This window comes from Paenibacillus sp. ALE3 (assembly GCF_054113405.1).
This window is the reverse complement of the sequence record NZ_CM134214.1, coordinates 4,733,822-4,757,500: the sequence shown is the minus strand read 5'-3', so window position 1 is coordinate 4,757,500 and position 23,679 is coordinate 4,733,822. Positions and strand designations below refer to the sequence as shown.

The following is a 23,679-nucleotide window of genomic DNA, read 5'->3' as shown; positions in this document are numbered from 1 at the left end:
CAGTTTGACTGGGGCGGTCGCCTCCTAAAGAGTAACGGAGGCGCCCCAAGGTTCCCTCAGAATGGTTGGAAATCATTCGAAGAGTGCAAAGGCAGAAGGGAGCTTGACTGCGAGACCTACAAGTCGAGCAGGGACGAAAGTCGGGCTTAGTGATCCGGTGGTACCGCATGGAAGGGCCATCGCTCAACGGATAAAAGCTACCCTGGGGATAACAGGCTTATCTCCCCCAAGAGTCCACATCGACGGGGAGGTTTGGCACCTCGATGTCGGCTCATCGCATCCTGGGGCTGAAGTAGGTCCCAAGGGTTGGGCTGTTCGCCCATTAAAGCGGTACGCGAGCTGGGTTCAGAACGTCGTGAGACAGTTCGGTCCCTATCTGTCGTGGGCGTAGGAAATTTGAGAGGAGCTGTCCTTAGTACGAGAGGACCGGGATGGACGTACCGCTGGTGTACCAGTTGTTCCGCCAGGAGCACCGCTGGGTAGCTATGTACGGAAGGGATAAGCGCTGAAAGCATCTAAGCGTGAAGCCCCCCTCAAGATGAGATTTCCCAGTATGTAAGACCCCTTGAAGACGACGAGGTAGATAGGTTGGGGGTGGAAGTGCAGTAATGCATGGAGCTGACCAATACTAATCGGTCGAGGGCTTATCCTAAAGATAAAGCGCAATGAGTTTCGGATCCAGTTTTCAGGGTGTAACCTTGAAGTTAGAATTTGCGAGGCAAATTCATGTTTGGTGGCGATAGCGGAGGGGTTCCACACGTACCCATCCCGAACACGACCGTTAAGCCCTCCAGCGCCGATGGTACTTGGACCGCAGGGTCCTGGGAGAGTAGGACGCCGCCAAGCATAAGCCCCTTCTCTGGGGATTTTTTTTCGCCTGTAAGACTAACCTCTACATAATCAGAATTTTAATGGTTATTTCTAAGATGGGGCTATAGCTCAGCTGGGAGAGCGCCTGCCTTGCACGCAGGAGGTCAGGGGTTCGATCCCCCTTGGCTCCACCAATATTCCCTGATAGCTCAGTTGGTAGAGCACTCGACTGTTAATCGAGTTGTCACAGGTTCGAGTCCTGTTCGGGGAGCCATATGGAGAGGTGTCCGAGTTGGCCGAAGGAGCACGATTGGAAATCGTGTAGGCGCCAAAAGCGTCTCGAGGGTTCGAATCCCTCTCTCTCCGCCAGCTCTTATAATAGATATTTGGCCCGTTGGTCAAGGGGTTAAGACACCTCCCTTTCACGGAGGTAACAGGGGTTCGAATCCCCTACGGGTCATAGTAGTATGGAGGCTTAGCTCAGCTGGGAGAGCATCTGCCTTACAAGCAGAGGGTCGGGGGTTCGATCCCCTCAGCCTCCACCATTAATAATATTGAGAAGTACCTTCAATGTCGCGGGGTGGAGCAGTTCGGTAGCTCGTCGGGCTCATAACCCGAAGGTCGTAGGTTCAAATCCTGCCCCCGCAATTAATTTCCTGATGGAAATGCCTCTGGAACTGTGGTGTAGAGGCCTAACATGCCTGCCTGTCACGCAGGAGATCGCGGGTTCGAATCCCGTCAGTTCCGCCATTTAACTTAATATGCCGGTGTAGCTCAACTGGTAGAGCAACTGACTTGTAATCAGTAGGTTGGGGGTTCAAGTCCTCTCGCCGGCACCATTTTGGAGGATTAGCGAAGTGGCCAAACGCATCAGACTGTAAATCTGCTCCCTTACGGGTTCGGTGGTTCGAATCCATCATCCTCCACCAGTTTTATTATTATGGTGGTCGTGACGAATGGATTAACGTACCGAATTGTGGCTACGGCATTCGTGGGTCCAAGGCCCATTGATCGCCCTGTTAAATACATAATGGGGATTAGCCAAGCGGTAAGGCAACGGACTTTGACTCCGTCATGCATAGGTTCAAATCCTATATCCCCAGCCATTAAGAGCCATTAGCTCAGTTGGTAGAGCACCTGACTTTTAATCAGGGTGTCGAAGGTTCGAGTCCTTCATGGCTCACCATTATCATTGTATGCGCGTGTGGCGGAATTGGCAGACGCACTAGACTTAGGATCTAGCGTCTTTGACGTGGGGGTTCAAGTCCCTCCACGCGCATATTGTTTTTGCGGACGTGGCTCAGCGGTAGAGCATCGCCTTGCCAAGGCGAGGGTCGCGGGTTCGATTCCCGTCGTCCGCTCCATATTTGCGCCCTTAGCTCAGCTGGATAGAGCGTTTGACTACGAATCAAAAGGCCGGGAGTTCGAATCTCTCAGGGCGCGCCATTAATTTCATAAGCCGGTGTGGCGGAATTGGCAGACGCGCGCGACTCAAAATCGTGAGGGAAACCGTGGAGGTTCGAGTCCTCTCACCGGCATCTATTTCGGGATGTAGCTCAGCTTGGTAGAGCACCTGGTTTGGGACCAGGGGGTCGCATGTTCAAATCGTGTCATCCCGACCATTTTTTTGCGGGTGTAGTTCAATGGTAGAACTCCAGCCTTCCAAGCTGGTAGCGTGGGTTCGATTCCCATCACCCGCTTTATATAGATGAAAAAAGAGACGGCTTATGCCATCTCTTTTTTTGCTTTTAAACCATCGTGTCCTTAATCAATAAAGCTCAAGAGTTAGAACATTATAGTCTAAATCGATGATGGTTCTGAAATTGCAATTGTTATTATACTTCATGGATTTACACAGACTGGCTACTCATCGTCCTTACTAAGCTGACATGACCTGTTAGGTTTCCCCGCTATTTTAAACCTCCTTTTCTAATTCAAGTCGCTCGGAGCTCCAATCTCATAACTCGATAGCACGATTGTAGTTGTATGATTTCTCTGAAGATTTGATTTCTTTGGATCCGTCCCACTTTGAATAGAGTTGGTGAGTACAAGCTTTGTTAGACCATTTCCTGATTGTTTGGTTGTTTCACCTCTAAAAACCGAATTTGGCCCAAAGGCCGAATATCGGTTTTTTTGTTTCATGAGTGCCAAGCCAACATTTTAAAGAAAATAAACGCTATGTTTTCAGAGTGATCAGTTTAGTTCTGATAAACGCTAGTGATCCACCGTTGCTAACTATTCTGCACGTGTGTTTATTCTCTAGACTACTGATAACAGGATACGTTAAGTGTGTGATTATGAATCTTCTACATAGTCCAAAAATAGCAATAATTTGAATCTGAATTCACAAGAGTGAAATAAAAGTATTTCTTTTATTACACACTTAGTCTCTACCACACTTTGCGAAGGTTGTTTGTTTATTGTTATATGAATTATTTTTTGATCTAATAGAACTATTTCAACCTTTTCCCTTGATGTCGATATAATTGAGGGTCACAAAAGTGTATTCCTTTAGGCAAATGGAGATCAACTCGCTAAAACGAAAAATATGTAGGTTGCGAATCAGAATTGTCTTATTGAACAGGAGGGGTGTACTAGAAAAAAGACTCATTACGGAACTCAGAATTGAGGAAAAACGGAGGTTATGTTATGGACAAAAAGAATGATAAAAGTTGCTGGATGAAGTGATTGACCATAAGCCTTACGATTACAAGCAGCAAGATATAAACATTAGGAGGATAACCAATATGAATTCATTCAAGAAAACGAAGAGCTTGATCAGCGCCCTGACCGGGGCTGCACTATTATTCTCGCTACCAATGACGGCAGGCGCGGAGAGCAATATCAACTATACAGGCATGTTCCTGGGTTATGACGGAAGTGTAAACACCAGCCCTGTTTGGACCTATAACCCTGACATTGTCTCCTATGATCTGCTGAACTGGAACCAGGGGGGCACCGATGCAGCCTCCATTACCTCTAATAGCGCCTCCGTCATCCAAGACCTAGGGAAAATTGTCACCGTTTCCACCCACATGCCCAATCCTCAGGGTGGAAATGTAAACGCCCCAATGTCTGATTCCGATTTTAATATCTTGGCCAATACAGACATTTCATCCATCAATTCGTCCAGCCCCGCATGGCTACAAAATTATAAGGCCCAGGTTGACAATGTTGTGACCGGTCTGCAAAAGTTTAACTCATCCCCCGTTTACTACAGACCCTTCCATGAAATGAACGGAGGCTGGTTCTGGTGGGGAAACAAGAATACGACAGACTATAAGAACCTGTACATCAATCTGTACAATTACATCGTGACGACCAATGGTATGTCCAACGTCAATTTTGTCTATGCCCCAAATAAAGGAGCTAACGCGGCTGCTTATTACCCCGGCTCTAGCTATGTCACATGGATTGGCATCGATGCTTACAGCGATGATCCGTCAAATGACAATGAAATCAAGATGGCTTACAATGACATCAAAGGACTTGGCAAAACTTACGGCTTTTGCGAAATTGGACCAGCCGTGGGTGGCGACCATGTGGATCGCAACAATAATCAGCTCAAGGAATTCGATTATTCGCTTTGGAACAACGCCCTGAATGAAGTCTACACTGGAGCAAGCTTCTTTATCACCTGGGATGGCGCTTATGCCCCGCAGAATAACACAAACGGCAGCGTGCTGTTTACAAAGGAGAGCTCCCAGTAAGTGCCTAGCGCCCGGCGTCCAGGCAGCACGGCATCAAGGCGTTAATCCCAAGCTGACCGCAGAGCCTTGGGAGAGTGGGACGTTTTCAAGAACGACAACAAAAAGCACCACCTTAATGAATTGGCCCCTGATAGACTAAAAAGACCCAAAAGACACGACCTCCTGTTAGGAGAACGGGTCTTTTGGGTCTACACAGCAACATGCGAGTATGCACGTTAAATATCGGTTGGTCAGATGCGGACTTCCGTCTCATCCGGAACGAACTGACGATATTGAAAATACATACGGAGCCGCCAGTGTAACAACGTCCCGAAGGCTAGTATGAAAAATAGCCCTGCTGTTTGCGGGATGGTAATGTAATGCTGAATAAATTCATGCAGCAGCAATCGGACGATCAGCAGGCTGATCAGGATAAAAAAGAAGGTGCGCGAGCGTTGCACGAAAACCAGCCCTTCTTGTAACTCAAATTTGGTGCTGCGGATCAACGGGTAGGAAAAAATAAACCAGCCGATCAGAAAAGCGCCCAGCGCCCAAAGCCAGGGAACCCGTACTTCTGGCACCACAAACATCATAAAGCCAGTGCTCATGCCGAGCGGAGGAATGATGATTTTTTTGGCATTAATCGGGCGATGACCTGTCTTCATACGGATGAAAATAGCCGATATAGCGATTAAGATCATACCGAAAGTTGCGCCATATTGCAGCAATGGGGTGCTGATATGAAACATGGACTGGCCCCCTCTATAAGGAATATAAGCGTTATTGGGCAGACTGCAAACCTTTTACATTATAGCACATATGCAATGGATATATTTAGTTACAGTCTTTCCTCCGGCAAGCGGATTATACGCCTTTTGGTGGTAACCGGCCCTATAATCGGGTCTCTTTCATCTTATGCGAGTTCTTGTGCTTGTACCTCACCTGCGGTTGATTTTTTCTCTTGGCGCATGATATAAACCATCGCTGCAATAATAAGGATAAAAGCAATGAGTGCGAGCAACGGAATGGTGATGAAATCCAACCAGTTCAGGTAATCCTGTTCACAGGATACTCTGCCGCAGGCCGTTGAAGTTTGTGTGGCTGCTTTGGCGGCTGCATGGATGCGCTGAATAATAAAATGATAGGCCGAAATCGCACCACCGATGACAGCTAATGGCATAACGTAAACACGTATTTTCGTATCGCCTCGAAAATATGCGATTCCGAGCAGAAGGGTCAGGGGATACATTAGAATGCGCTGAAACCAGCACAGCTTACAAGGCTCATATCCCAAGATCTCGCTGAGATACAGACTGCCCAATGTCGCCACACAAGCTACTACCCAGGCGGCAAATAAAGCAATATCCGTTTTTTTAAACGATCCGATCATAGTAACGCTCCTTTTTAAATTCAAATGAGAATAGTATGAACTCATCGTGTCTTGTCCCATCGGCAGGCATTTGCCGATATGCATGTCTTTATCCGTATTGTACTGTATTTTGAGTGCGGGGTCATACTTAAACATATTGACATCATTCACTATCATTTTTATAATTGCAGTAGTTTGGGAAGTTAATAAAGATTCAAGATATATATTAAGAAATTAGGAGTGTGCCCAGAATGTCGAGCAGCCGGAAAAATGAAACCTTATCTGTTATTAGTGAAAGACACGCGGTAAAAAGCTATGTAAAGGATTTTAAAATGCCAGAGGAAGATCTAGAAGCTATCTTGACTGCCGCGGTAGAAGCTCCTTCCGCTTGGAACCTTCAACATTGGAAATTCCTTGTTATCGAAAGTGAAGCGGACAAACAAAAATTGCTGCCTATCGCCTACAACCAAGGTCAAGTAGCAGAGAGCTCTGTTACGATTGCCGTACTGGGTGATTTGGAAGCCAACCGCAATGCTGTCATTTATGATCAAGCGGTAGAAGCAGGCGCATTGCCAGCGGAAATCCGTGACGCATTGGTAGGTCAAATCAATGGTGCTTATCAAAACCCGCAGGTAGCTCGCGATGCAGCGATCCTGAACTCTGCTCTTGCAGCACAAAACATTATGCTGGCTGCTAAATCTTTGGGCTACGATACTTGCGCAATGGGCGGATTTATTCCAGCACAATTGATCGAGCAATTCAATATTCCAGCACGATACCTGCCAACCATGCTCATTAGTGTAGGTAAGGCACAAGTGCCAGCACGTCCATCAGGACGTTTCCCACTGTCTGACGTTGTTGTAAAAGGCAGCTTCTAAGAAAAATAGTGAATATGAAAAGGGTGTTCCTGCAACCATTTGTGGCGGGGAACACCCTTTTTTACATCGTTTTAAACTGTCAAAATCCTTTTGTATCGTACCTTGTTTAGTCCGAGCGTTTGGACACGAGATATACCAGCTCCAGCGTCAGGATCGGCAGAAAAACAGAAGCGGGATAGGCCAGATAGCGCGGCTCCCACTGCGGCTTGAATTTATCCTTAAAGCGTCGAAGCCCCTGGAAGCCGTAAAAATGTCCCCCGTATTGAAAAACGAGTCGAGCCAGCTTTTCCTCGCGCAATGCCTTTTCGCTTTGTCCTACCTGGGACAGCGGGGCCATGCCCAGGTTAAATGTCGTATATCCACTTTCCTTGGCCCACTCAATGACCCGTGTGAATAAGTAATCCATCGTTCCATTGGGTGTGTCGGGCAGGTGACGCATCAGGTCGATAGAGACCGTCTGCCCATGATCATAAGCTGGGGCCATCGTAGCGAAAGCAATGACCTTCCCTTCGGAGTCTCTAAGCAATGCAATTGGAGCCAACTGAAGGTAAGATTCTTTGAACCAGCCGAGAGAATATCCCTTCTCCTTGCGCCCATCCAGCCAAATATCCGAAATATGACGCATCTCCTCAATTAATGACGCCTCTAGAGGCGGCTGGACCATTTCGAATGAATAGCCTTCGCGGTCAAAGCGATTTTTGGCGCTGCGCAGCGCCTGATTGCTTTTGCCCGTTAGTGTAAAGGACTCGAGCGGCACGAGCGCCTCCTCGCCCAATTTAAAAAAGCGATAGCCGTTCTCGTGATAGATGGACAAATATTCCGGTGATGCTTGGTAAAATACAGCCGTCAATGCATATCGATCCGCGAACCGTTGGAATTCCTGAATGGCTTCACTCACACGTTCTTTTGGACCGAGAGGGTCACCTAATACAATCAGTTTGTCCCGGCTGCGAGCATAGGGGAGAACCACCTGTTCGTCCTTAGTCCAATACAGATATTTATCGCCCAGAAAAAGCATATGAGAAACGAGGTTACCACCCTGTCGTTCCAAAAATTCTTTTAGCTTAACCAGCTCCTGTGCGTCGGGTAGATTACTGATGCTACGCTGAGGACGAAGAAAGAAATACACCGTCAGGAATACCCATGCCAAAATCAAACTAAATACGGCTGTAACTCCGTAATCGCTGCGGTTCATAAAAAAGTCCAGATGGACCTTGGCATGTATATGACGCATAAATGGTGTATTGGAGCCTGCCCCGATCATAAAATAAGCGCCGGTTACGAGTAGAGATAATCCGCCCCATATTAAAATGTTGTGCCGATTCAGCGGCGCACTGACCCGATAAAACCTTGAACGCGAAATCCACAGCATTAATGCCACGAACAGCAGGAAAAAGGCTTCCTCAAAATCCAGACCTTTAGTGAAGGTGAAAATGGCTCCTGTCAGCAGAAGTATCAAGGTCAGCCGCAATGCTCTGCGAATACGCAGAGAGATTCCGTGGGACAGAACGACAAGCATAATTCCGATGATGACCGAGATTTCGTGCGATAAGCGCATAACGGGCAGGCTGAGCAAATGTTCAGCAAAACGGAGCCTATACAGCAGACCAGGCGTAGCTGCCGACAACAGAAGCACCACGCCGGAGATGAGTACCAGTTTCCCAAGCGCCCATACCCCCAGATCGGCCAAAAACCGGAATTGACCAGGCCAGCCCCATACCTTCTGCCAGGCATTAAGGGAGTAATCCCAGCCTGTCTCAGCGAGCTGGCTCAAGCGCTCATTACGCGGAATCATTTCCAGCGCGGCTAATACCAAGCCGATGAGCCACGGAATGATGTAATAAAAGACGCGAAAGACCAGCAGCACAGCCAGCGCCCGGTCCGAGTTGGCTCCTGTCATTTGCAGCCCGAGCAGGGCGATAATATCGAATGCACCGACTCCTCCGGGTGCAAGGCTGATTAACCCCGCAATTGCGGCTATTACATAAATACCGAACACAGCATGGAGCGGCAGCTCATGGAGCAAGTGCGAGCCGATCCATGCAAAGGTAAGACCAGCCAGCAGCCATTCCAGCAGAGAGGCGCCAATGGAGGCAGAGATGGTGAACCAGGAGAGCTGTCCTTCTCCCTTGTTGAACCATGTGGCATACCTTTTGGAGCGCTGCATGATCAGAAATAGAGGCAGGTAAAGTGCCATTCCCCATAGTGCCCAATGAAGCCATGGGTGAGCATCAAGCACAGGCTGCACCGGATACAAATGGACAATAGCACCCCAAGCTAGCAAAGATAGTCCGGTAATGACGACAGGCGAAAGAAATACGACTGCCGAGGTGATGACACCCAATGGCACACCGCTCTTTTTATACAGTACAGTACGTAGTCCAGCTCCTGTAAAGCCTGCAAAGCCGAAGACATTATTGAAGGTATTGGAGATCCAGGCGTACCGAAATGTCGTTCCAGGCTTGACTTGAAGCTTGAAATGATACCTGATTACATAATCGTAAGCACTCATAGCAGCCACGGCTACCAGGGAGAACAAGCCAATTTCGATGAGAAACGTGGCATCCATTCGCCGCAGCTCATGAAGCATCCGTGCCAGATTAAAGTCTTTTAGCTCTCGTCCAGCCTCCCATATAATAAAAGCCAGTACAGCCAGCGGTAGCAAAATACGCGTCAATCGCTGCCTGTAGATGGTCATCATGTACTGTACGATTTTAAAGGATTGGAACGATTTGTGATTTGAATTCATAGATTCACCTGCTTGAAAAGGATAAGATTGAGACTGATAATGCGCGAAAACTTCCTGCCCAAATAAAAGGCTTCGTTATATTATACCTGTAATAATAGCTTGAATAACAACAGAAGGGTTACGAAATGGGAGTTGAGATTGATTGCTGTAAATAATTCCAATATAATGATGGAATACCTAGTAAATTGCTTGGCAATGGAGCTGACTGGACATGAGTATATGGGATCGTAATCTTTTTATACGTCGATTGGAGCTATTATGGCCTCCAGATGCAGACAGGAGCCAATACCCTTTTAACTTAAAGGCTCTTCAACAGTGGAACGAACTCAAATTCCATCCTTCCGTTACCTATATTGTTGGAGAAAACGGTGTAGGTAAATCGACGCTTATGGAGGCAATCGCGGTCGCGTGGGGTTTTAATCCAGAGGGTGGCACTAAAAATTTCAACTTTTCTACACAAGCCACGCATTCCGCGCTGCATGAGCATATCCGGTTGGTGAGAGGGATCGAAAAGCCGAGGGATGGCTTCTTTTTCCGGGCGGAGAGCTACTATAATGTGGCGACTCATATCGACGAGCTGGATCGAGAAGGAGGAGGGCGACCTATTCGAGATTCGTACGGGGGGAAGTCGCTGCATGAGCAGTCACATGGCGAGTCTTTTTTTGCTGCATTTGTGCACCGGTTTGGGGGACAAGGATTGTATATTTTGGATGAGCCAGAGGCAGCGCTATCGCCTTTGCGTCAGATGGCCATGCTTGCCCGGATTCATGAGCTCGTGCAACAGGGATCACAGTTTATCATTTCTACCCATTCCCCCATCTTGATGTCTTATCCAGATTCGGTCCTGTATCATCTGACACATGAAGGGATCGACACACGGACGCTAGAGGAAACCGATCATTTTATCATTACCAAACAATTTCTGAATAACAAGGAAAGGTTATTGCAGGAGCTATTCGAAGATTCACCATAAGGATATAGTAAGTTTGGTAGTATTCACTTTGATGAGGAGGAAACCGTATGAGTTCAAATCTCGGTGTAGTTATTCAGCGGATATCGGCTTTCAAGGTAGCAGCGCTGACTGCGCGAGCCCCTTTTGCCGAATTGGGTGATGAGGTACGCAGACAGTGGCAACAAGTGCAACAGAACGTCCCAGAGAACCACTCAGGTCGTCTGGACGCGGATATGGGCTATGTGTTAACTCCCCAATGGACAGTTGTTGAGGAGAACGGAAGTACTGCGGTCAAGGTGGGCGTTAAAGTGTCCTCGTGGAATGAAGTACCGGATAGTCTTGAACGCATCGAGGTGCCCGAAGGAGAGTATGCAGTGACCCGTTTTCAGGGAGATCGAGAACGATTAAATACGATTTATGATGATCTATTTGCTTGGTTGGACCGTAATGGCTATGAGCGTAATACGACAGAGGGGGTATATTGGATTGAGTCGAATCGACTAAAGCCGGTGAATCCTTTTGATATTCCATCCGCAGAAATTCAGAAATTTGATTATGATATTGCGATTGCTATTGTACAAAAATAACAGGGGTAACATTCAGGGGTATCGGAAGTATTTTATGATTGTTATTTGCCTCCCGCTCTATTAATATAATGAAGAGTTTTGCTGAAATGGTTGCAAAATAAGAATTTCGTATACGAAATAAAGAACCTGAGGAGGACAAAACGCAACATGTCGGATTCACAACAGTTGAAAATGGGGCCGCTCGTCATTTTGATGATTAATATGTTTATTGCCATGCTGGGAATTGGACTCATTATTCCAATCCTCCCCAAGTTCATGGGTTCCTTGGGAGGCAGTGGTGAAACGGGAGGCTATCTGGTTGCCGTGTTTGGCTTGACCCAGTTTATATTTTCGCCGTTAGCGGGGGAATGGTCCGATAAATACGGACGTAAAAAAATGATTATTATCGGTTTGGTCATCATGACGGTGTCTTCTGTATTGTTTGCAATTGGACACTCATTGACGATGCTGTATATTTCCCGTTTGCTTGGAGGCGCAGGAGCGGCATTTATGATCCCTCCAATGATGGCTTATATTGCCGACATCACAACAGTCCATAACCGGGGCAGAGGAATGGGGCTGTTGGGGGCCGCGATGTCGCTTGGTTTTGTGATAGGTCCTGGTGTAGGTGGTTTGCTGGCAGATATCTCGCTTCGTACACCCTTATACGTTTCGGCGGCGGTATCAGGTTTAGCGGCACTGATTTCATTGATTTTACTGCCCGAAACCTTGTCGTTGGAGAAGCAGTTGAAGTTTCGAAATGTTAAGGTGAAACGGGACAATGTGATTAAACAGTTTGCGCTGTCTTTCCGCAAGCCGTACTTTATGCTGTTGATTATGATATTCACGTTAACCTTTGGCCTGACGCATTTTGAAACGATGTTTCCGTTCTTTGTAACAGGCAAGTTTCATTACAATGAACGTGATATTGCTATCATTATTACCGTAGGTGCGTTGGTCGGAACTATAATTCAAGCTGTGGTCATTAGTCCGATGTTGAACCGTTTTGGTGAAAAAGGTGTGATTATCGGTTCTTTTCTGTTTTCCGCGATTTCCCTTGTGCTTATGCTGCTCTCAGGGAACTTCTATTATGTACTCGGAGTATCGCTTATCTTCTTTACCGCTACGTCGTTGCTGCGACCAGCCATTAATACTGCTTTATCCAAAATGGCAGGGGATGAGCAGGGAGTTGCAGCCGGGATGAACAATGCTTATATGAGCATTGGTAATATCCTGGGACCTGCGCTCGCCGGTACACTGTTTGAGGTGCATATCAATTTGCCGTACATTTTTGGAGCGGTCATTCTCATGCTTAGTTTGGGGCTGGCTGTAAAATGGAAAAGCAGAGATACGCAATCCACAGCAGTTTAATATTATTTTTTCTGTAAAATAGTCTCTTTTGGTGTGAACTGTGGCGTTCTTATGAACTACTACAGATTACAGCGGAAGAGGCTATTTTTTTGCATACATAGCCAAATGTTAATGAAACGGCAGAATCTTGGGTAATAATGCATGATAAGTTTATAACCAGTTAGAAAGTAGAACTTAAAAGTCGGATAACTTGTGAGGAATACGCTAAAAGGAGCTGAGATCGGATGAAAGAGCGGAATGAGCAGTTATTTTATATAGGAACTTATGCGTCTCGTGAGGAAAGAGGAATTTATATAGGAGCTTTGCATACGGACAATGGTGATTTGCGTATGGTTGGAGGTGTGGAAGGAATCGAGAGACCTTCTTTTCTGGCACTGCATCCGAATGGGGCGGAGTTGTATGCTGCCAGTGAAACAGAACCAGGCCAACTGTACACGTATCAGGTGAACACCCAGACGGGGGAATTGCATCCTATGGATCGAAAAGGAACGGAGGGCGCACATACTTGCCATGTATCCGTAACAACAGATGGACAATATGTGCTGGCTTCTAACTATTCTGGGGGCAATGCCGTTGTATTCCCTGCGACAGAAGCAGGAGGGTTGGGAGACATGTCAGGGCAGGTTCAGCATACGGGGTCAGGGATTCGTCAGGACCGCCAGGATGCGCCACATCCACACTCGATTATTCCTGATCCTTCAGGACAGTATGCCATGGTATGTGATCTGGGGCTGGATCAGATTATAGTATATCGTTTGACCGAGGATGGGAAACTGGTGACCCACCGTGAGACAGATTTTCCACCTGGTTCCGGCCCGCGTCATCTGGTTTTTCATTCCTCAGGTCGATATGCCTTTGTCGCCAATGAATTGAATAATACCGTTACTGTGTTTGGTTATAACGAACGTAATGGTAAGCTTACCTTGCTGCAAAGTCTGTCCACACTGCCAGAAGGCATTATAGATGTAGAAAATACAGCAGCGGATATTCGGATTACACCCTGTGGACGTTTTCTGTATGTATCCAATCGAGGACATGACAGCATCGTACTCTACCATGTCGATCTAGACAGCGGCAAGCTGAAGACGATTGAATGGGTCGAGACTTTCGGCAGTACGCCGCGTAACTTCAACATCTTGTCTGGTTATTTGCTAGTGGCGAATCAAGAGGGAAACAACGTCGTATCCTTTGCTATTCATGGGGATGATGGAAGGCTGACCCGAACGGGACATGTATTGGAGGTTCCTTCACCAGTTTGTATTGAACCTGTACGCTAATTACACAGCGCATGGCAAAAAGAGGCCAGTAAAAGAGGAAGAGAAAGTAAAACACGGCGTTTTGTCTCCCACGAAAGGCATGGCAAAACGCCGTGTTCAGGTTTTGAAGGGGTCTAATTATTACTTGTTGCTATCGCCAGCTTCTACCGTTGCTGTTTTGGTATGGTTTTCGGCAGGTTTGTAGTACAAGCGGAACAGGATATCCTGGTTGTAGTTACCAAATCCAGTACCGAACAGGGTTACCCCGCCAATATGCTGGGCATCATCCAAAATGGCAATACGGAATTTCCATTGCTTCTGATCAATCAGCACGTCGCTTAGGGTCACATCGGATATCTGCTTGCCATCCATAAAGGTACCTTCGGATGTAACGCGAAGTCTCTTAAGCAGACCATATTGATTGATAAAATCAGGCCACCATGAAGGTGTATATTTACCACGATTATCACCGAAATCCCCCGGGCTGGTCCAAGTGCCCAAATTCACATCATTTAGAAAAAACGTGATGTCTGAAGGCCAATTATCATTGGTAAAAGGGGCCTCCGATGATAATTCCATCGAAATTTCCAGTTCCTCAGCTTTTTGACTGGACAATAGGAAATTCGGCACTTTATAATCCATATACCCTTGGCTAAACCACAGAATTTTGGAATTGAAGCGCTCAGGGTCTAAGAACGAACGAGGCTCATCGAATTCTCCGATAATCTTTTCGACGGTGGCTAGGCCGCAGGTTGCCTGAATTTCAAAATCTGTAAAGTGTCCGACGGAAATCTCCGTCTGATGAAATTGCCGTACATCCTGCTGATAGCGTGGCATGGCGATTTCAATTTTGTCCGTAGCCAATGAGCATACCTTCTGAACCCCACCTCGTCCGGGCAGCATTTTAGTCGAAATAATGGATGCTCTCTCCAGTTTCTTAACATGCATGGTCATAATCGCACTACTGAGTCCCAGGGCTTCCGCCAGCTCACGTATATTCATAGGCTTCTCCGCAAGCAGAACAATCATGTTCAGCCGAACCTCACTGGCCAGCGCTTCATAAACGGGAAGTGATTTTTCAGAAATGTCCAGTTGCATAGTTCCTCCAATTCTAACGCACATCATAAATTGATGGTAGTTTAACATATATGGATTTTTTTCAATATTCATACATATAAAACGATATGATTTACATTTATATAAACAATATACCCTTTCCTTGATCGTTGGCACAAGCCTAACCCCGTAAAAAGCCAAAAATTGTTCAAAAAACAGGACACCCCATGAACTCTTTCTTTGTGTGTTGGGATGTCCTGTGATGGTATGTGATTTGCGGGATGTATACGGGATCTAATTTCAGGCGCAACGGGTGTTTAGGACCGCATATGTTCATCAGCCAAAGAAGAATCAGCGGTTGTATCTTTGTCAGTTGCGTGTAATTCCTGATGCTGCGAAGCATCAGCCTTCATCAAGCTGGGATGACCCACATAAGGACGATCACTTCGCGAGCGGCCTCGGGTAAGTCGGAAGCCAATCAAGAACAGCACAAGCTGTGCAGCCAGTATGTAGGGAGACGCTTCTGGCCCGAGCCACTGAAACAGGGCGACAACGGCAATGACCATACATAACAGGCTTGTTGGGAAATGGGATGCCGTCACGTCCAGATCATTTTGTCTACGCAGGGTCATCAGACGATAGACATACAGCAAGGCGATCAAGCCAGAAACGAACCTTATCCATGCATACCCTATAAGCCATGATACAGATTGTGTGGTGTCGGGTAGACTAACATCGACATGACTGTAAGTCATCAGTTCCACAACCAGTCTTGAGGTCAACCAGACGATTCCCGCCAGCGTCAGCGGACCGGCCGCTGGGCGCAATAGCTTCCATAATGCTGTTCCCCAGCCTGGAGCATGGGATTCCAGCAGAACAAGTCGCCGTTCCTCGATCAGTTTGTTCATTTCACGCTCCAGTGACTTGAGAAGCAATTCCCGGCGGAATGGATCACATTCCCGAAGGGATGCTTGAACCTGCTCTTGAAGGTGAGGGGTCAAATAGGGGGCGGCCTTAGCCTCCTGAAGAGCATGGATTAGTCCATGCTGGTGCTGCTGCTTTTCGCTGTTGTTGATCGTGTTCTGGGTAGCAGTCTGGAGATAACCAGCTAACCGTCCATAGATACGCAGTGATTCCTGTAATTCTTCGAGCCGCTGCTGACGCGAATTGCGAAGCTGGGCTGCACTATGAACATACAGCCATACCAGCAAGGATAACGCCAGCAGGAAGGCGATCAGACCGGGTGAGATATATGCGACTAATGCCGCGAAGTCCGTCGGGGACACCCGCAATCCCTCCTTCCATTGTTCTTTCTACACTATTGCACAGACCACACAGGCATTTCAAGGGCTTGTATATCTCTAAACCAAGAACTATGAAGTATTTTTTGGTAAAATAGACAAGATTACAGCAGGAAGGGAGATTCGGCATGAATAAAAATATAGATTTTGCAACAGAACATCATGAGACATCGAATCAACCGTACGAGCTGCTTCGCGTAGATTACGCTATTCCAGCCGTCGAGGAATATCAGGCTTTACGCAAGGAGGCTGGTTTGTCGCAAATTACGGAAGAAGCGGCAGCTAAGGGCTTGCCGAACAGCCTATTTGCTGTAACGCTACGGCTTGGACAGGAATTGATCGGGATGGGCCGGGTGAGCGGTGATGGCGGTGTGTTTTTTCTGGTTACGGATATTGCAGTCAAGCCTTCCCATCAGGGGAAGGGCTATGGACGTAAGCTTATGGAAGAGATTATGGAGTATTTGAAACGGGAGGTTCCGGCGGGCAGCTTTGCAACGCTGATTGCGGATAAGCCAGCCGACCGGTTATATGCGCAGTTTGGCTTCCAACTGGTCAGTCCAAGGTCGGAAGGGATGTATTGGCGACAGCCGGGAGGACTGTAAGCTGAAATCTTGCACGAGTTTGAGCTGGTTATAAAACGGATAAATAAAAGTAAGAAAATTATAGATAGGAAGAAGGCACGTTACTATGAAAGTGATTATTTTCGGAGCAACAGGAACAATTGGCAAAGCGTTAGTAAAGGAAGCAATCAAGCGTAAGTATGAGGTGACGGCAGCAGTGCGCGATCCGCAACGAGTGACAGAGCAAAATGAATATTTGACGGTGGTTCAGGCGGATATTCTAAACCCGAATTCCGTTACGGAGGTAGCCAAAGGGCACGATGCTATCATTAGCGCCTATGGTCCCAAGTTTGGAGCTGAGGAAGAATTGCTCGAAGCGACTCGTTCTTTACTGGAAGGAACTCGGCGTTCCGGTGCGGAGCGCATACTTGTCGTTGGCGGAGCGGGTAGTCTGAAAACAGAAAACGGTGAGCGTCTCATGGATACCGCTGAGTTTCCAGAGGAAGTGAAGCCACTGGCGGCGGCGCACGCTGATGCACTGGAGTTGTACCGTGCTGCGGATGTAGACTGGACATATTGTAGTCCTGCCGGAATTATTGAACCGGGTAAACGTACAGGGCAGTTCCGTATTGGTTTGGATCATTTGGTAGTGGACGAATTAGGCCATAGTCGCATCTCTGTAGAGGATTATGCGGTAGCCCTGATTGATGAGTTAGTAGAAGGGGAATTTGTCAATTCCCGCTTTACCGTCGGATATTAATCACAGGGATGGCTATATGGGAGGCGAATAAGCATGTATATGGTGACCGCCGAACAAATGCGGCAACTGGATCGGTACACGATTGATAAGCTGGGGATCCCGGCCCTGACCTTGATGGAAAATGCCGGGCGAGCAGTAGCTGACGAGGTACTGAAACTTTGTGCTGAGAGACGTGGAAAAAGCGGTGGCATAAATGAGGTTACACACACAGGAGCGGGGGATGTACCGGGACATGGCAGTGTTATACGGACGGATTCATCGAGCCGAGGGCGATATGATGTATGTGAACGAGCACACTGGTATATCCTCGTTGGTAAAGGCAACAACGGCGGTGACGGACTGGTGGCAGCCCGCCATCTGACCGATGCAGGTCTGCGCGTCACTGTTGTGTATGCCGAGCCGCCTGAAACGCTACGCGGTGAAGCGGCTGACCAGCGCGACATCATCGCAGCGCTGGATATCCCGGTTATCCTCTATGGTCGGGATAACCTCGACCTGTGCGGTGCCTCGGGCATCGTCGATGCCCTGCTGGGCACAGGCACGCAAGGTCCACCGCGTGAACCCTATGCCTCGCTAATCCGCGAGGCCAATGCCAGCGGCGCGCCAATCGTGTCGGTAGACGTGCCTAGCGGCCTCGACGCCGACACAGGTGCACTGCACGAGCCGTGCATTCATGCGCGTGTCACCGTATGCCTCGCCTACTTGAAGTGTGGGCTCGCCCAATATCCGGGCGCCGGAAACGCTGGTGATGTGGTGGTACGCTACATCGGTATTCCGCCCAGCCTTGCCCGTGAGCGCGGCGTACAGCTGCGGCTCCTGACCAGCGATACGCTGCGCGACGTGCTGGACGTGGATGTCAGCCGTAGCCGGGTGCCAGACGGGCACAAGGGCACCTACGGCCACGTTCTGGTCGCAGCAGGAAGTCTGCGCATGAGCGGTGCGGGCCTGCTGGCTGCACGCGCCGCCTTGCGGATCGGCAGCGGCCTTGTGACGTGGGCGGTGCCCGAGGCACTGCTTCCGCACGTCATTGGTGCCGCGCCGGAGCTGATGCTCGCTGCCGCAGCAACAGGCGGAGACGGCGAATGGAACGCTGACTCTGCCGCTGAGCTGCTCCAGCTTGCGCAGGCGCGCGATGTGCTGGCCGTCGGGCCCGGCCTCGGCCGCTTCGCAGGGGACACTGGCTGGCTGCGCCGCCTGTGGGAGCAATACAGCGGTCCGCTCGTGCTTGATGCGGACGCCTTGAACATCCTTGCCTCGGCGGGGCCTGAGCTGGATGCCTGGAAGTTGAGAGATGCGGCGGTCGTGCTAACGCCGCACCCCGGTGAAATGGCTCGTCTGCTGGGCATACCGACAGCAGAGGTGCAGCGTGACCGAATTAGCCATGCCCGGGAATACGCCCGGACACGCGGAGTCACGCTGGTGCTCAAGGGAGCACGCACGGTCATCGCGTGTCCCGATGGAACGGCCTACGTCAATACCACAGGCCATGCCGGCATGGCGACAGGCGGTGCCGGCGATGTGCTGACAGGCATCATCGCAGGGTTGTTGGCCCAAGGCTTAAACGCTTCGCAGGCAGCAGCCTTTGGCGTGTATCTGCATGGTGCGGCTGGAGAAACGGCCGCCCGCCATCGCCAGCATCCCGCCTCAGTGGTAGCAGGCGACATCATTGAAGCCCTATAATCCATAGCAGCAGTGGCAGGAGGAAGGCCAGCATGATCTGTACTCCATATTCACGGTTCAGCCAGTGCCTTCCGCCATAATAGAGCAGTGTAATCCCTGCACCTGCCATGCCGTTGCTCCACGAGATGCCCGTTCCAGCAGGCGACATCAAAGATCCTAGCAGAAGAAAGACACTGAGCCCTACGGCAAGGTATAGCGTGAACTGCTCAGGCTTGCGAAGCCAGGGTAAAAGATCACGTAGTGCATCAGCGGCAAGAGCTGCCGGAAGGGCAAAGCCATAGGCCCATAACTGCGCGGTCAGTTCACCGCTATTGCCTGCTATACTCACAGGCAATCCCGTGATTTCCTCTGTCAGATAGCAGTAGACCCATAACAGAGCAAAAACCAATCCTCCACAGGCAAGCTTATTCAGCGCATAACAACCAAGCTCCATCCGCCAAGGCATTTTAGAATTAAATTCGTTCCAAGGCTGTCTCATATTGCGACTCCCTCCTCATTTCAATCGGTAAATCAAAACCATTCAAGGAATTTATTCTCAATTACAATCCGCTTACCGTTTGAGACATTTGAGTTTACGTTAGCTGTGTATCATGTTCCTAAGCAGAATAAAGATTGCGGATAGCCGCGGTACGGAAAGGCGGGGATTGCATGATACAGGCGGTTATTTTTAATCTGGAAAGTACATTGTTAGACCCCGGAGGTCGGGGCTTAATCCAGGGAATGTGCGACATCTTCAGATGGAAGGGTATACAGGTGACTGAAGAGCAGGTATCTCATGGACGGGGACTGCCCATCCGGGATCATATTGCGAATGTGCTCGGACTTTCAGAGGTTCGTAGAAAATGGTTGGAGTGCTTTGGTGCGCATCCTGGCAGAGTGGATATTGAGCATATTTATCTTGAGCTTGTCCCTGTTCTTCGCTCTTTGATCCAAGGGGCTGAGACTGCTGTCGGTATAGATAGGGCGTTGCAGGAGCTTCAAGATCGCAACATTCAGTCAGGCGCTACTGCATCCTGCCCGATGGAGATGCTGAGTCACGTATTCACGCCTGCACAGTCACCCTATACGCTGGATTGTATGGTAGCCCCTTGTGAAGTTTCGCAGGGGAGGCCTTATCCGTGGATGATCTATGAAATTGCACATCGCCTGCAGGTATTCCCGCTTAGCGATATTGTGAAGGTAGGAGACACGGCAGCCGATATGCAAGAAGGACGGAATGCGGGCGTTTGGACGATTGGTGTGTTGAACCATAACGAGAGTGCTTTGACCGCGAGTCACACTACAAGCTATGAAATGGACGATAGAGTAGCCGAGGAACGACGCAGACAAAGTATATATGGCTTGAAAAGAGCAGGAGCTCACATCGTGATGAACTCGGTTGCTGACTTACCGCGTATTTTGCGTGAAATTGAAATGCTCCAGCATACAGGAGGCTATCCTTCTTATATGAAGCCGATGAAAACAGTTGCGATTCCCCCATCGTGAGCATAACGGCTATAACTCTTAAGTGCTTATATAGACCTTTAGGTTATATGTATGCATCTACCTGGATAAAGGTGTACTCAGCTCGGCTTTCTAAGCGCAAAAGGAGCATTCGCTACGTTAGCGAATGCTCCTTTTGAATGTACTCCCTTTCGTTTGGAAAATGCCCCGTAAGATGGACACTTTAGATCAAGTGTCCATCTTACGGGGCACAGTTCACCGAAATCATTATTGGTCTGAACTCTTTACCCGGAACTGATCAGCATGACGCTGTAGATTGTTTGATAGTGTAGTCAGATTACGTGCTACTGCGGATAGTTCTTTTACCGCTAAAGCCTGCTTCTGTGCGCTTGCGGATACGTCTTCCGTCATTCCGGCAGTTTGCTGCGCCGCGCTGGCTGTGTGATTCAGATGTTGATCTACGCTGTGACGTACCTCGTGCATTTCTGTCGTCAATTGGGCCAAATGTGCAGCAAGTTCCTGAACTTCCTCTGAAACCTGGGTGACTTTGTCAACAGACTGTAAACATAATGCAATTTGTTTTTCTTGTTCATTGACAGTGTTTATATTTTGATCAAATTGATCGCCCATTTGCTCAATTTGCTCGACAAAGCTGCTTAGGATTTGGTCGATTTCACGAATGGACATGGCAGATTGTTGGGCAAGTTGTCCCATCTCATGAGCTACGACAGAAAAGCCTTTACCAGCTTCCCCTGCACGCGAGGCCTCAATCGAGGCATTAAAGGATAAAATCTGCGTCTGCTTTACGATGCCCTGTACCTGCTGCCCGATGTTAGCTGCTTCGCGGGATTTTTCAGTTAGTGCGTGTGACATACGCTGCATTTGCTTGATTCGCAGGGCGCTTTCTCGTCCCTTCTCCAATAGCTGTTCATGTTCACTGGCTACCTGGTTACGGACCTCATTGAGATGGCGCGCCGTATCCGTAAACTGGTGCACATGGCTTCCGACTTCATCCAGCGTTTGCCCTAAGCGGTCAGATTGCTGAACCGATTCTAACGTTTGATCCGCTTGGTTTGTAGATACATCGGCAATTTGCTGAAGTGTGCGGGACAGTTCCTCAGTCTGATGGAGTGTTCCTTCTGTTGTCACGACGATATTCTCTGATGCTTGCTGAAGTGTACTTGAACTGCTTTGAATGTCCACAATCATATTGGACATGGCTTCCACCATTCGGTTCGTCAAGCCGCTGATTTCACCTAGCTGATCATACGTAACTTGCTGCGATGTAACCGTAAGATTGCCGTCGGCTACTTGCTCCAGTGTATTTTTAATGAATCGTACCTGACGCAGTATTCGACGGGTTACCAGCACCATTGCCGCAATGGAAATGATCAGAATGATGGAGACCACAGGGATAACTAGCCGGTAGGCCTCAGGCAGGGTTTTCTCGTATACTTCAGTTACAGAGGCAAGGGATCTGTCAATTCCCAGATAGCCTATGATGGTTCCATCTGTATCCTTAATGGGTGTAAAGGAAGAAAACAACGTTCCCCAATCAGGGTCCGTTGTGATATCTGAGTGACCGTCTCCCCTTGTTTCAATCTATCTGCCGTTTCTTTACGGGTGAAACTAACAGGGCTTCCAAAAGGACTGTAGTCTTTGTCGTCCCAAGCAGCTCCGTCCACTGTAAGCTTCCACTCATCGCCAACACGATTGTACATATACATATACAGGACTCCGCTTTGCAGCCTGAGCGTATTTAACTCGTTCCGAAGTTTTTTATACTCACTGCTCTGCTCGGATGGATTTGTGTTTAAGCTTTTGACGGCTGATTTGTCCAGTAGCTTAGCCGTATTCACCGCCAACGCTTCATTGTTTAGCTGCATGGTTGATAGAGAAGCATTCTGAATAGATAGTTTGGTCGTCCACAGAATCATGACGCCAATCACAACTAAAGGAATGAGCAAGATGAAGTAGAGTTTGGTTTGTAATCCCATTCTTTTTTTGACTTTGCTTTTCATAATATGCTCCTTACTGTATTATTTCGCCTTCATATAATATCGTGTTGAAGTAGGAAAATATGAATAGTAATTCATATGTTTCATGAATTTTTTGCATATTTACGCAAGTTTCATCCCCATAGAAAAAAGCCTTAGCTCAGCAATACCGAGTTAAGGCTTTTAGCTTATGATTTACAAATCGTCAAATCCATTGTCATCTCCGACCTTGCCATAATTGCGTGATTTTGCTTCAAAAAAGTCCGTTTTTGTTGCATTCAGCGCTTCATCAGAGAATGGCTTGATCCAAGGCATACAGTTTACATCTACCCCTTCGTATGCTTTGTCCATACCCAGAAGTCTCAGGCGCATGTTTGCCATGTATTTGATATAATCGCTCAGCTCGTTCAAGTCAATGCCGCGAACCTCTTTGAGCGTGTAATGTGCCCAATTCGTTTCCAGTTCCACAGCGCGGTTGATCATACGATAGACGTAGTCCATGTTCTCTTTCGTGTTCAGCTCAGGGAAATCAGCCAAAAGCTGCTTGAACACTTCGGCAAAGAAGTAGCAATGTTGATTTTCATCGCGCTGAATATACGAGATCATCTGGCTGGTGGCCATCATTTTTTGGTCACGGGCCAAATTGTAAAAGAAAGCAAATGTACTGTAAAAGAAAATGCCTTCCAAAATCAAATCGGCTACTATTGCCTGGAAAAAGGTTTGCGGGTTCTGCTCATCGCGGAACTCTTGATAAATGTCCGAGATGAATGTGTTACGCTCCAGCAGGACAGGATCGTTTTTCCAGTATTCAAAAATTTCTTTCTGCTCCTGTTCCGATACCAAGGAAGATAGCACGTAAGAGTAGGACTGGTTATGCACGACTTCCTGTTGTCCGATAATGGCCGAAATGGCTTCCAGCGAGGAATCCGTAAAATATCGTTTTACATCTCCGACAAACATGGTTTGCATGGAATCCAGTACAGCCAGCAGACCGATGTTAATTTTGAAGGTGCGCTGTTCTTCGGCATCCAGCATAGGGAACTGGGACGCATCCTTGGACATCGGAATTTCATCCGGAATCCAGTGGTTCAGCAGCAGTACTTTATATAGTTTGTACATATGCGGCATCCGAATATCATTCCAGTTCAGAATACCGGAGTTTTCGCCTTCAATAATACGGGTAGAGCGGTTAGGCGCTTCTGTGTTAAAAATCTTTTGTAACTGCATGAGAGCCTCTCTCCT

19 protein-coding genes, 17 tRNA genes and 2 rRNA genes (1 of these 38 running past the window's edge) are annotated in these 23,679 nt (G+C 48.1%); 29 read left to right on the top strand and 9 right to left on the bottom strand.

Annotated elements, in window-relative coordinates; translation table 11 throughout:
• The 20 genes from ACXHJ2_RS21360 to ACXHJ2_RS21265 all read left to right on the top strand — a co-directional run.
• A 23S ribosomal RNA gene (locus ACXHJ2_RS21360) occupies window positions 1-652 on the top strand (it extends 2,276 nt beyond the left edge of the window).
• A gap of 77 nt (window positions 653-729) precedes the next feature.
• A 5S ribosomal RNA gene (gene rrf, locus ACXHJ2_RS21355) occupies window positions 730-846 on the top strand.
• Window positions 847-928: 82 nt separating this feature from the next.
• A tRNA-Ala gene (locus tag ACXHJ2_RS21350) sits at window positions 929-1,004 on the top strand.
• 4 nt (window positions 1,005-1,008) lie between these two features.
• A tRNA-Asn gene (locus tag ACXHJ2_RS21345) sits at window positions 1,009-1,084 on the top strand.
• Window positions 1,085-1,087: 3 nt separating this feature from the next.
• Window positions 1,088-1,179, top strand: a tRNA-Ser gene (locus tag ACXHJ2_RS21340).
• 19 nt (window positions 1,180-1,198) lie between these two features.
• Window positions 1,199-1,270 (top strand) — tRNA-Glu (locus ACXHJ2_RS21335).
• Window positions 1,271-1,279: 9 nt separating this feature from the next.
• A tRNA-Val gene (locus ACXHJ2_RS21330) sits at window positions 1,280-1,355 on the top strand.
• Window positions 1,356-1,384: 29 nt separating this feature from the next.
• Window positions 1,385-1,458 (top strand) — tRNA-Met (locus tag ACXHJ2_RS21325).
• Between the two features lie 25 nt (window positions 1,459-1,483).
• A tRNA-Asp gene (locus ACXHJ2_RS21320) sits at window positions 1,484-1,560 on the top strand.
• A gap of 13 nt (window positions 1,561-1,573) precedes the next feature.
• Window positions 1,574-1,649, top strand: a tRNA-Thr gene (locus tag ACXHJ2_RS21315).
• 4 nt (window positions 1,650-1,653) lie between these two features.
• Window positions 1,654-1,739: transfer RNA gene (locus ACXHJ2_RS21310), tRNA-Tyr, on the top strand.
• 102 nt (window positions 1,740-1,841) lie between these two features.
• Window positions 1,842-1,916: transfer RNA gene (locus ACXHJ2_RS21305), tRNA-Gln, on the top strand.
• Between the two features lie 4 nt (window positions 1,917-1,920).
• Window positions 1,921-1,996 (top strand) — tRNA-Lys (locus ACXHJ2_RS21300).
• Window positions 1,997-2,008: 12 nt separating this feature from the next.
• Window positions 2,009-2,089: transfer RNA gene (locus ACXHJ2_RS21295), tRNA-Leu, on the top strand.
• A gap of 10 nt (window positions 2,090-2,099) precedes the next feature.
• Window positions 2,100-2,174 (top strand) — tRNA-Gly (locus ACXHJ2_RS21290).
• A 5-nt stretch (window positions 2,175-2,179) separates the two neighbouring features.
• A tRNA-Arg gene (locus ACXHJ2_RS21285) sits at window positions 2,180-2,256 on the top strand.
• Window positions 2,257-2,268: 12 nt separating this feature from the next.
• Window positions 2,269-2,348, top strand: a tRNA-Leu gene (locus ACXHJ2_RS21280).
• Window positions 2,349-2,355: 7 nt separating this feature from the next.
• Window positions 2,356-2,432 (top strand) — tRNA-Pro (locus tag ACXHJ2_RS21275).
• Between the two features lie 7 nt (window positions 2,433-2,439).
• A tRNA-Gly gene (locus tag ACXHJ2_RS21270) sits at window positions 2,440-2,510 on the top strand.
• A gap of 1,047 nt (window positions 2,511-3,557) precedes the next feature.
• The gene (locus ACXHJ2_RS21265; protein ID WP_090737175.1) at window positions 3,558-4,520 is read left to right on the top strand and encodes a glycoside hydrolase family 26 protein; all 963 of its coding nucleotides are present in this window, start codon (window positions 3,558-3,560) and stop codon (window positions 4,518-4,520) included.
• A gap of 230 nt (window positions 4,521-4,750) precedes the next feature.
• Here ACXHJ2_RS21265 and ACXHJ2_RS21260 read toward each other — a convergent pair whose 3' ends face one another.
• Entirely contained in the window at window positions 4,751-5,248 is a 498-nt protein-coding gene (locus tag ACXHJ2_RS21260) for a CcdC family protein (RefSeq protein ID WP_040102282.1), read from the bottom strand.
• 164 nt (window positions 5,249-5,412) lie between these two features.
• Window positions 5,413-5,889 (bottom strand): disulfide oxidoreductase, encoded by a 477-nt coding sequence (locus ACXHJ2_RS21255; RefSeq protein ID WP_058711011.1) that lies wholly within the window; start codon window positions 5,887-5,889, stop codon window positions 5,413-5,415.
• Between the two features lie 230 nt (window positions 5,890-6,119).
• On the opposite strand from ACXHJ2_RS21255, the gene ACXHJ2_RS21250 reads away from it, so the two are divergent.
• Window positions 6,120-6,746 carry a nitroreductase family protein gene (locus ACXHJ2_RS21250; protein WP_013369121.1) on the top strand — a complete coding sequence of 209 codons (627 nt, stop codon included), beginning with the start codon at window positions 6,120-6,122 and terminating at the stop codon, window positions 6,744-6,746.
• A gap of 106 nt (window positions 6,747-6,852) precedes the next feature.
• On the opposite strand, the gene mprF is transcribed toward ACXHJ2_RS21250, so the two are convergent.
• Window positions 6,853-9,495 (bottom strand): bifunctional lysylphosphatidylglycerol flippase/synthetase MprF, encoded by a 2,643-nt coding sequence (mprF, locus tag ACXHJ2_RS21245; protein ID WP_165083340.1) that lies wholly within the window; start codon window positions 9,493-9,495, stop codon window positions 6,853-6,855.
• A 211-nt stretch (window positions 9,496-9,706) separates the two neighbouring features.
• Here mprF and ACXHJ2_RS21240 point away from each other — a divergent pair, with 211 nt between their 5' ends.
• The 4 genes from ACXHJ2_RS21240 to ACXHJ2_RS21225 all read left to right on the top strand — a co-directional run bounded on the left by ACXHJ2_RS21240 (window position 9,707) and on the right by ACXHJ2_RS21225 (window position 13,661).
• On the top strand, window positions 9,707-10,468 hold the full coding sequence (locus ACXHJ2_RS21240) for an AAA family ATPase (RefSeq protein ID WP_025676049.1): 762 nt from the start codon (window positions 9,707-9,709) through the stop codon (window positions 10,466-10,468).
• 47 nt (window positions 10,469-10,515) lie between these two features.
• The gene (locus ACXHJ2_RS21235; RefSeq protein WP_025676048.1) at window positions 10,516-11,034 is read left to right on the top strand and encodes a GyrI-like domain-containing protein; all 519 of its coding nucleotides are present in this window, start codon (window positions 10,516-10,518) and stop codon (window positions 11,032-11,034) included.
• Window positions 11,035-11,181: 147 nt separating this feature from the next.
• A complete protein-coding gene (locus tag ACXHJ2_RS21230) occupies window positions 11,182-12,384 on the top strand; it encodes an MFS transporter (protein WP_013369125.1) in 1,203 nt (400 codons plus the stop codon).
• A 224-nt stretch (window positions 12,385-12,608) separates the two neighbouring features.
• Window positions 12,609-13,661: a lactonase family protein gene (locus tag ACXHJ2_RS21225; protein WP_165083342.1), complete on the top strand. Its 1,053-nt coding sequence runs from the start codon at window positions 12,609-12,611 to the stop codon at window positions 13,659-13,661.
• 120 nt (window positions 13,662-13,781) lie between these two features.
• Here ACXHJ2_RS21225 and ACXHJ2_RS21220 read toward each other — a convergent pair whose 3' ends face one another.
• Both ACXHJ2_RS21220 and ACXHJ2_RS21215 read right to left on the bottom strand, forming a co-directional pair.
• On the bottom strand, window positions 13,782-14,738 hold the full coding sequence (locus ACXHJ2_RS21220; RefSeq protein WP_165083344.1) for an ArsR/SmtB family transcription factor: 957 nt from the start codon (window positions 14,736-14,738) through the stop codon (window positions 13,782-13,784).
• A gap of 275 nt (window positions 14,739-15,013) precedes the next feature.
• A complete protein-coding gene (locus ACXHJ2_RS21215; RefSeq protein WP_165083346.1) occupies window positions 15,014-15,982 on the bottom strand; it encodes a FliJ family protein in 969 nt (322 codons plus the stop codon).
• Window positions 15,983-16,125: 143 nt separating this feature from the next.
• Here ACXHJ2_RS21215 and ACXHJ2_RS21210 point away from each other — a divergent pair, with 143 nt between their 5' ends.
• From ACXHJ2_RS21210 to ACXHJ2_RS21200, 3 genes are all read left to right on the top strand, one after another.
• Window positions 16,126-16,599 (top strand): GNAT family N-acetyltransferase, encoded by a 474-nt coding sequence (locus ACXHJ2_RS21210; protein ID WP_165083348.1) that lies wholly within the window; start codon window positions 16,126-16,128, stop codon window positions 16,597-16,599.
• An 85-nt stretch (window positions 16,600-16,684) separates the two neighbouring features.
• Window positions 16,685-17,317 carry an NAD(P)-dependent oxidoreductase gene (locus tag ACXHJ2_RS21205; RefSeq protein WP_013369130.1) on the top strand — a complete coding sequence of 211 codons (633 nt, stop codon included), beginning with the start codon at window positions 16,685-16,687 and terminating at the stop codon, window positions 17,315-17,317.
• A 33-nt stretch (window positions 17,318-17,350) separates the two neighbouring features.
• Complete coding sequence (locus tag ACXHJ2_RS21200; RefSeq protein WP_165083350.1) at window positions 17,351-18,997, top strand: NAD(P)H-hydrate dehydratase; 1,647 nt, start codon at window positions 17,351-17,353, stop codon at window positions 18,995-18,997.
• Here the strand turns inward: ACXHJ2_RS21200 and ACXHJ2_RS21195 are convergent.
• Window positions 18,981-19,475, bottom strand: coding sequence for a hypothetical protein (locus tag ACXHJ2_RS21195; protein ID WP_165083352.1), 495 nt, complete (start codon window positions 19,473-19,475; stop codon window positions 18,981-18,983). The two genes, ACXHJ2_RS21200 and ACXHJ2_RS21195, sit on opposite strands and share 17 nt — an antisense overlap.
• Window positions 19,476-19,645: 170 nt before the next feature.
• On the opposite strand from ACXHJ2_RS21195, the gene ACXHJ2_RS21190 reads away from it, so the two are divergent.
• Window positions 19,646-20,482: an HAD hydrolase-like protein gene (locus tag ACXHJ2_RS21190; RefSeq protein WP_165083354.1), complete on the top strand. Its 837-nt coding sequence runs from the start codon at window positions 19,646-19,648 to the stop codon at window positions 20,480-20,482.
• A 225-nt stretch (window positions 20,483-20,707) separates the two neighbouring features.
• Here ACXHJ2_RS21190 and ACXHJ2_RS21185 read toward each other — a convergent pair whose 3' ends face one another.
• The 3 genes from ACXHJ2_RS21185 to ACXHJ2_RS21175 all read right to left on the bottom strand — a co-directional run bounded on the left by ACXHJ2_RS21185 (window position 20,708) and on the right by ACXHJ2_RS21175 (window position 23,664).
• A complete protein-coding gene (locus ACXHJ2_RS21185) occupies window positions 20,708-21,985 on the bottom strand; it encodes a methyl-accepting chemotaxis protein (protein ID WP_238791113.1) in 1,278 nt (425 codons plus the stop codon).
• On the bottom strand, window positions 21,937-22,461 hold the full coding sequence (locus ACXHJ2_RS21180; protein WP_238791114.1) for a hypothetical protein: 525 nt from the start codon (window positions 22,459-22,461) through the stop codon (window positions 21,937-21,939). Before ACXHJ2_RS21180 ends, ACXHJ2_RS21185 begins: the two co-directional genes overlap by 49 nt.
• A gap of 171 nt (window positions 22,462-22,632) precedes the next feature.
• Window positions 22,633-23,664, bottom strand: coding sequence for a ribonucleotide-diphosphate reductase subunit beta (locus ACXHJ2_RS21175; RefSeq protein WP_165083356.1), 1,032 nt, complete (start codon window positions 23,662-23,664; stop codon window positions 22,633-22,635).
• Window positions 23,665-23,679: the final 15 nt, after the last annotated feature.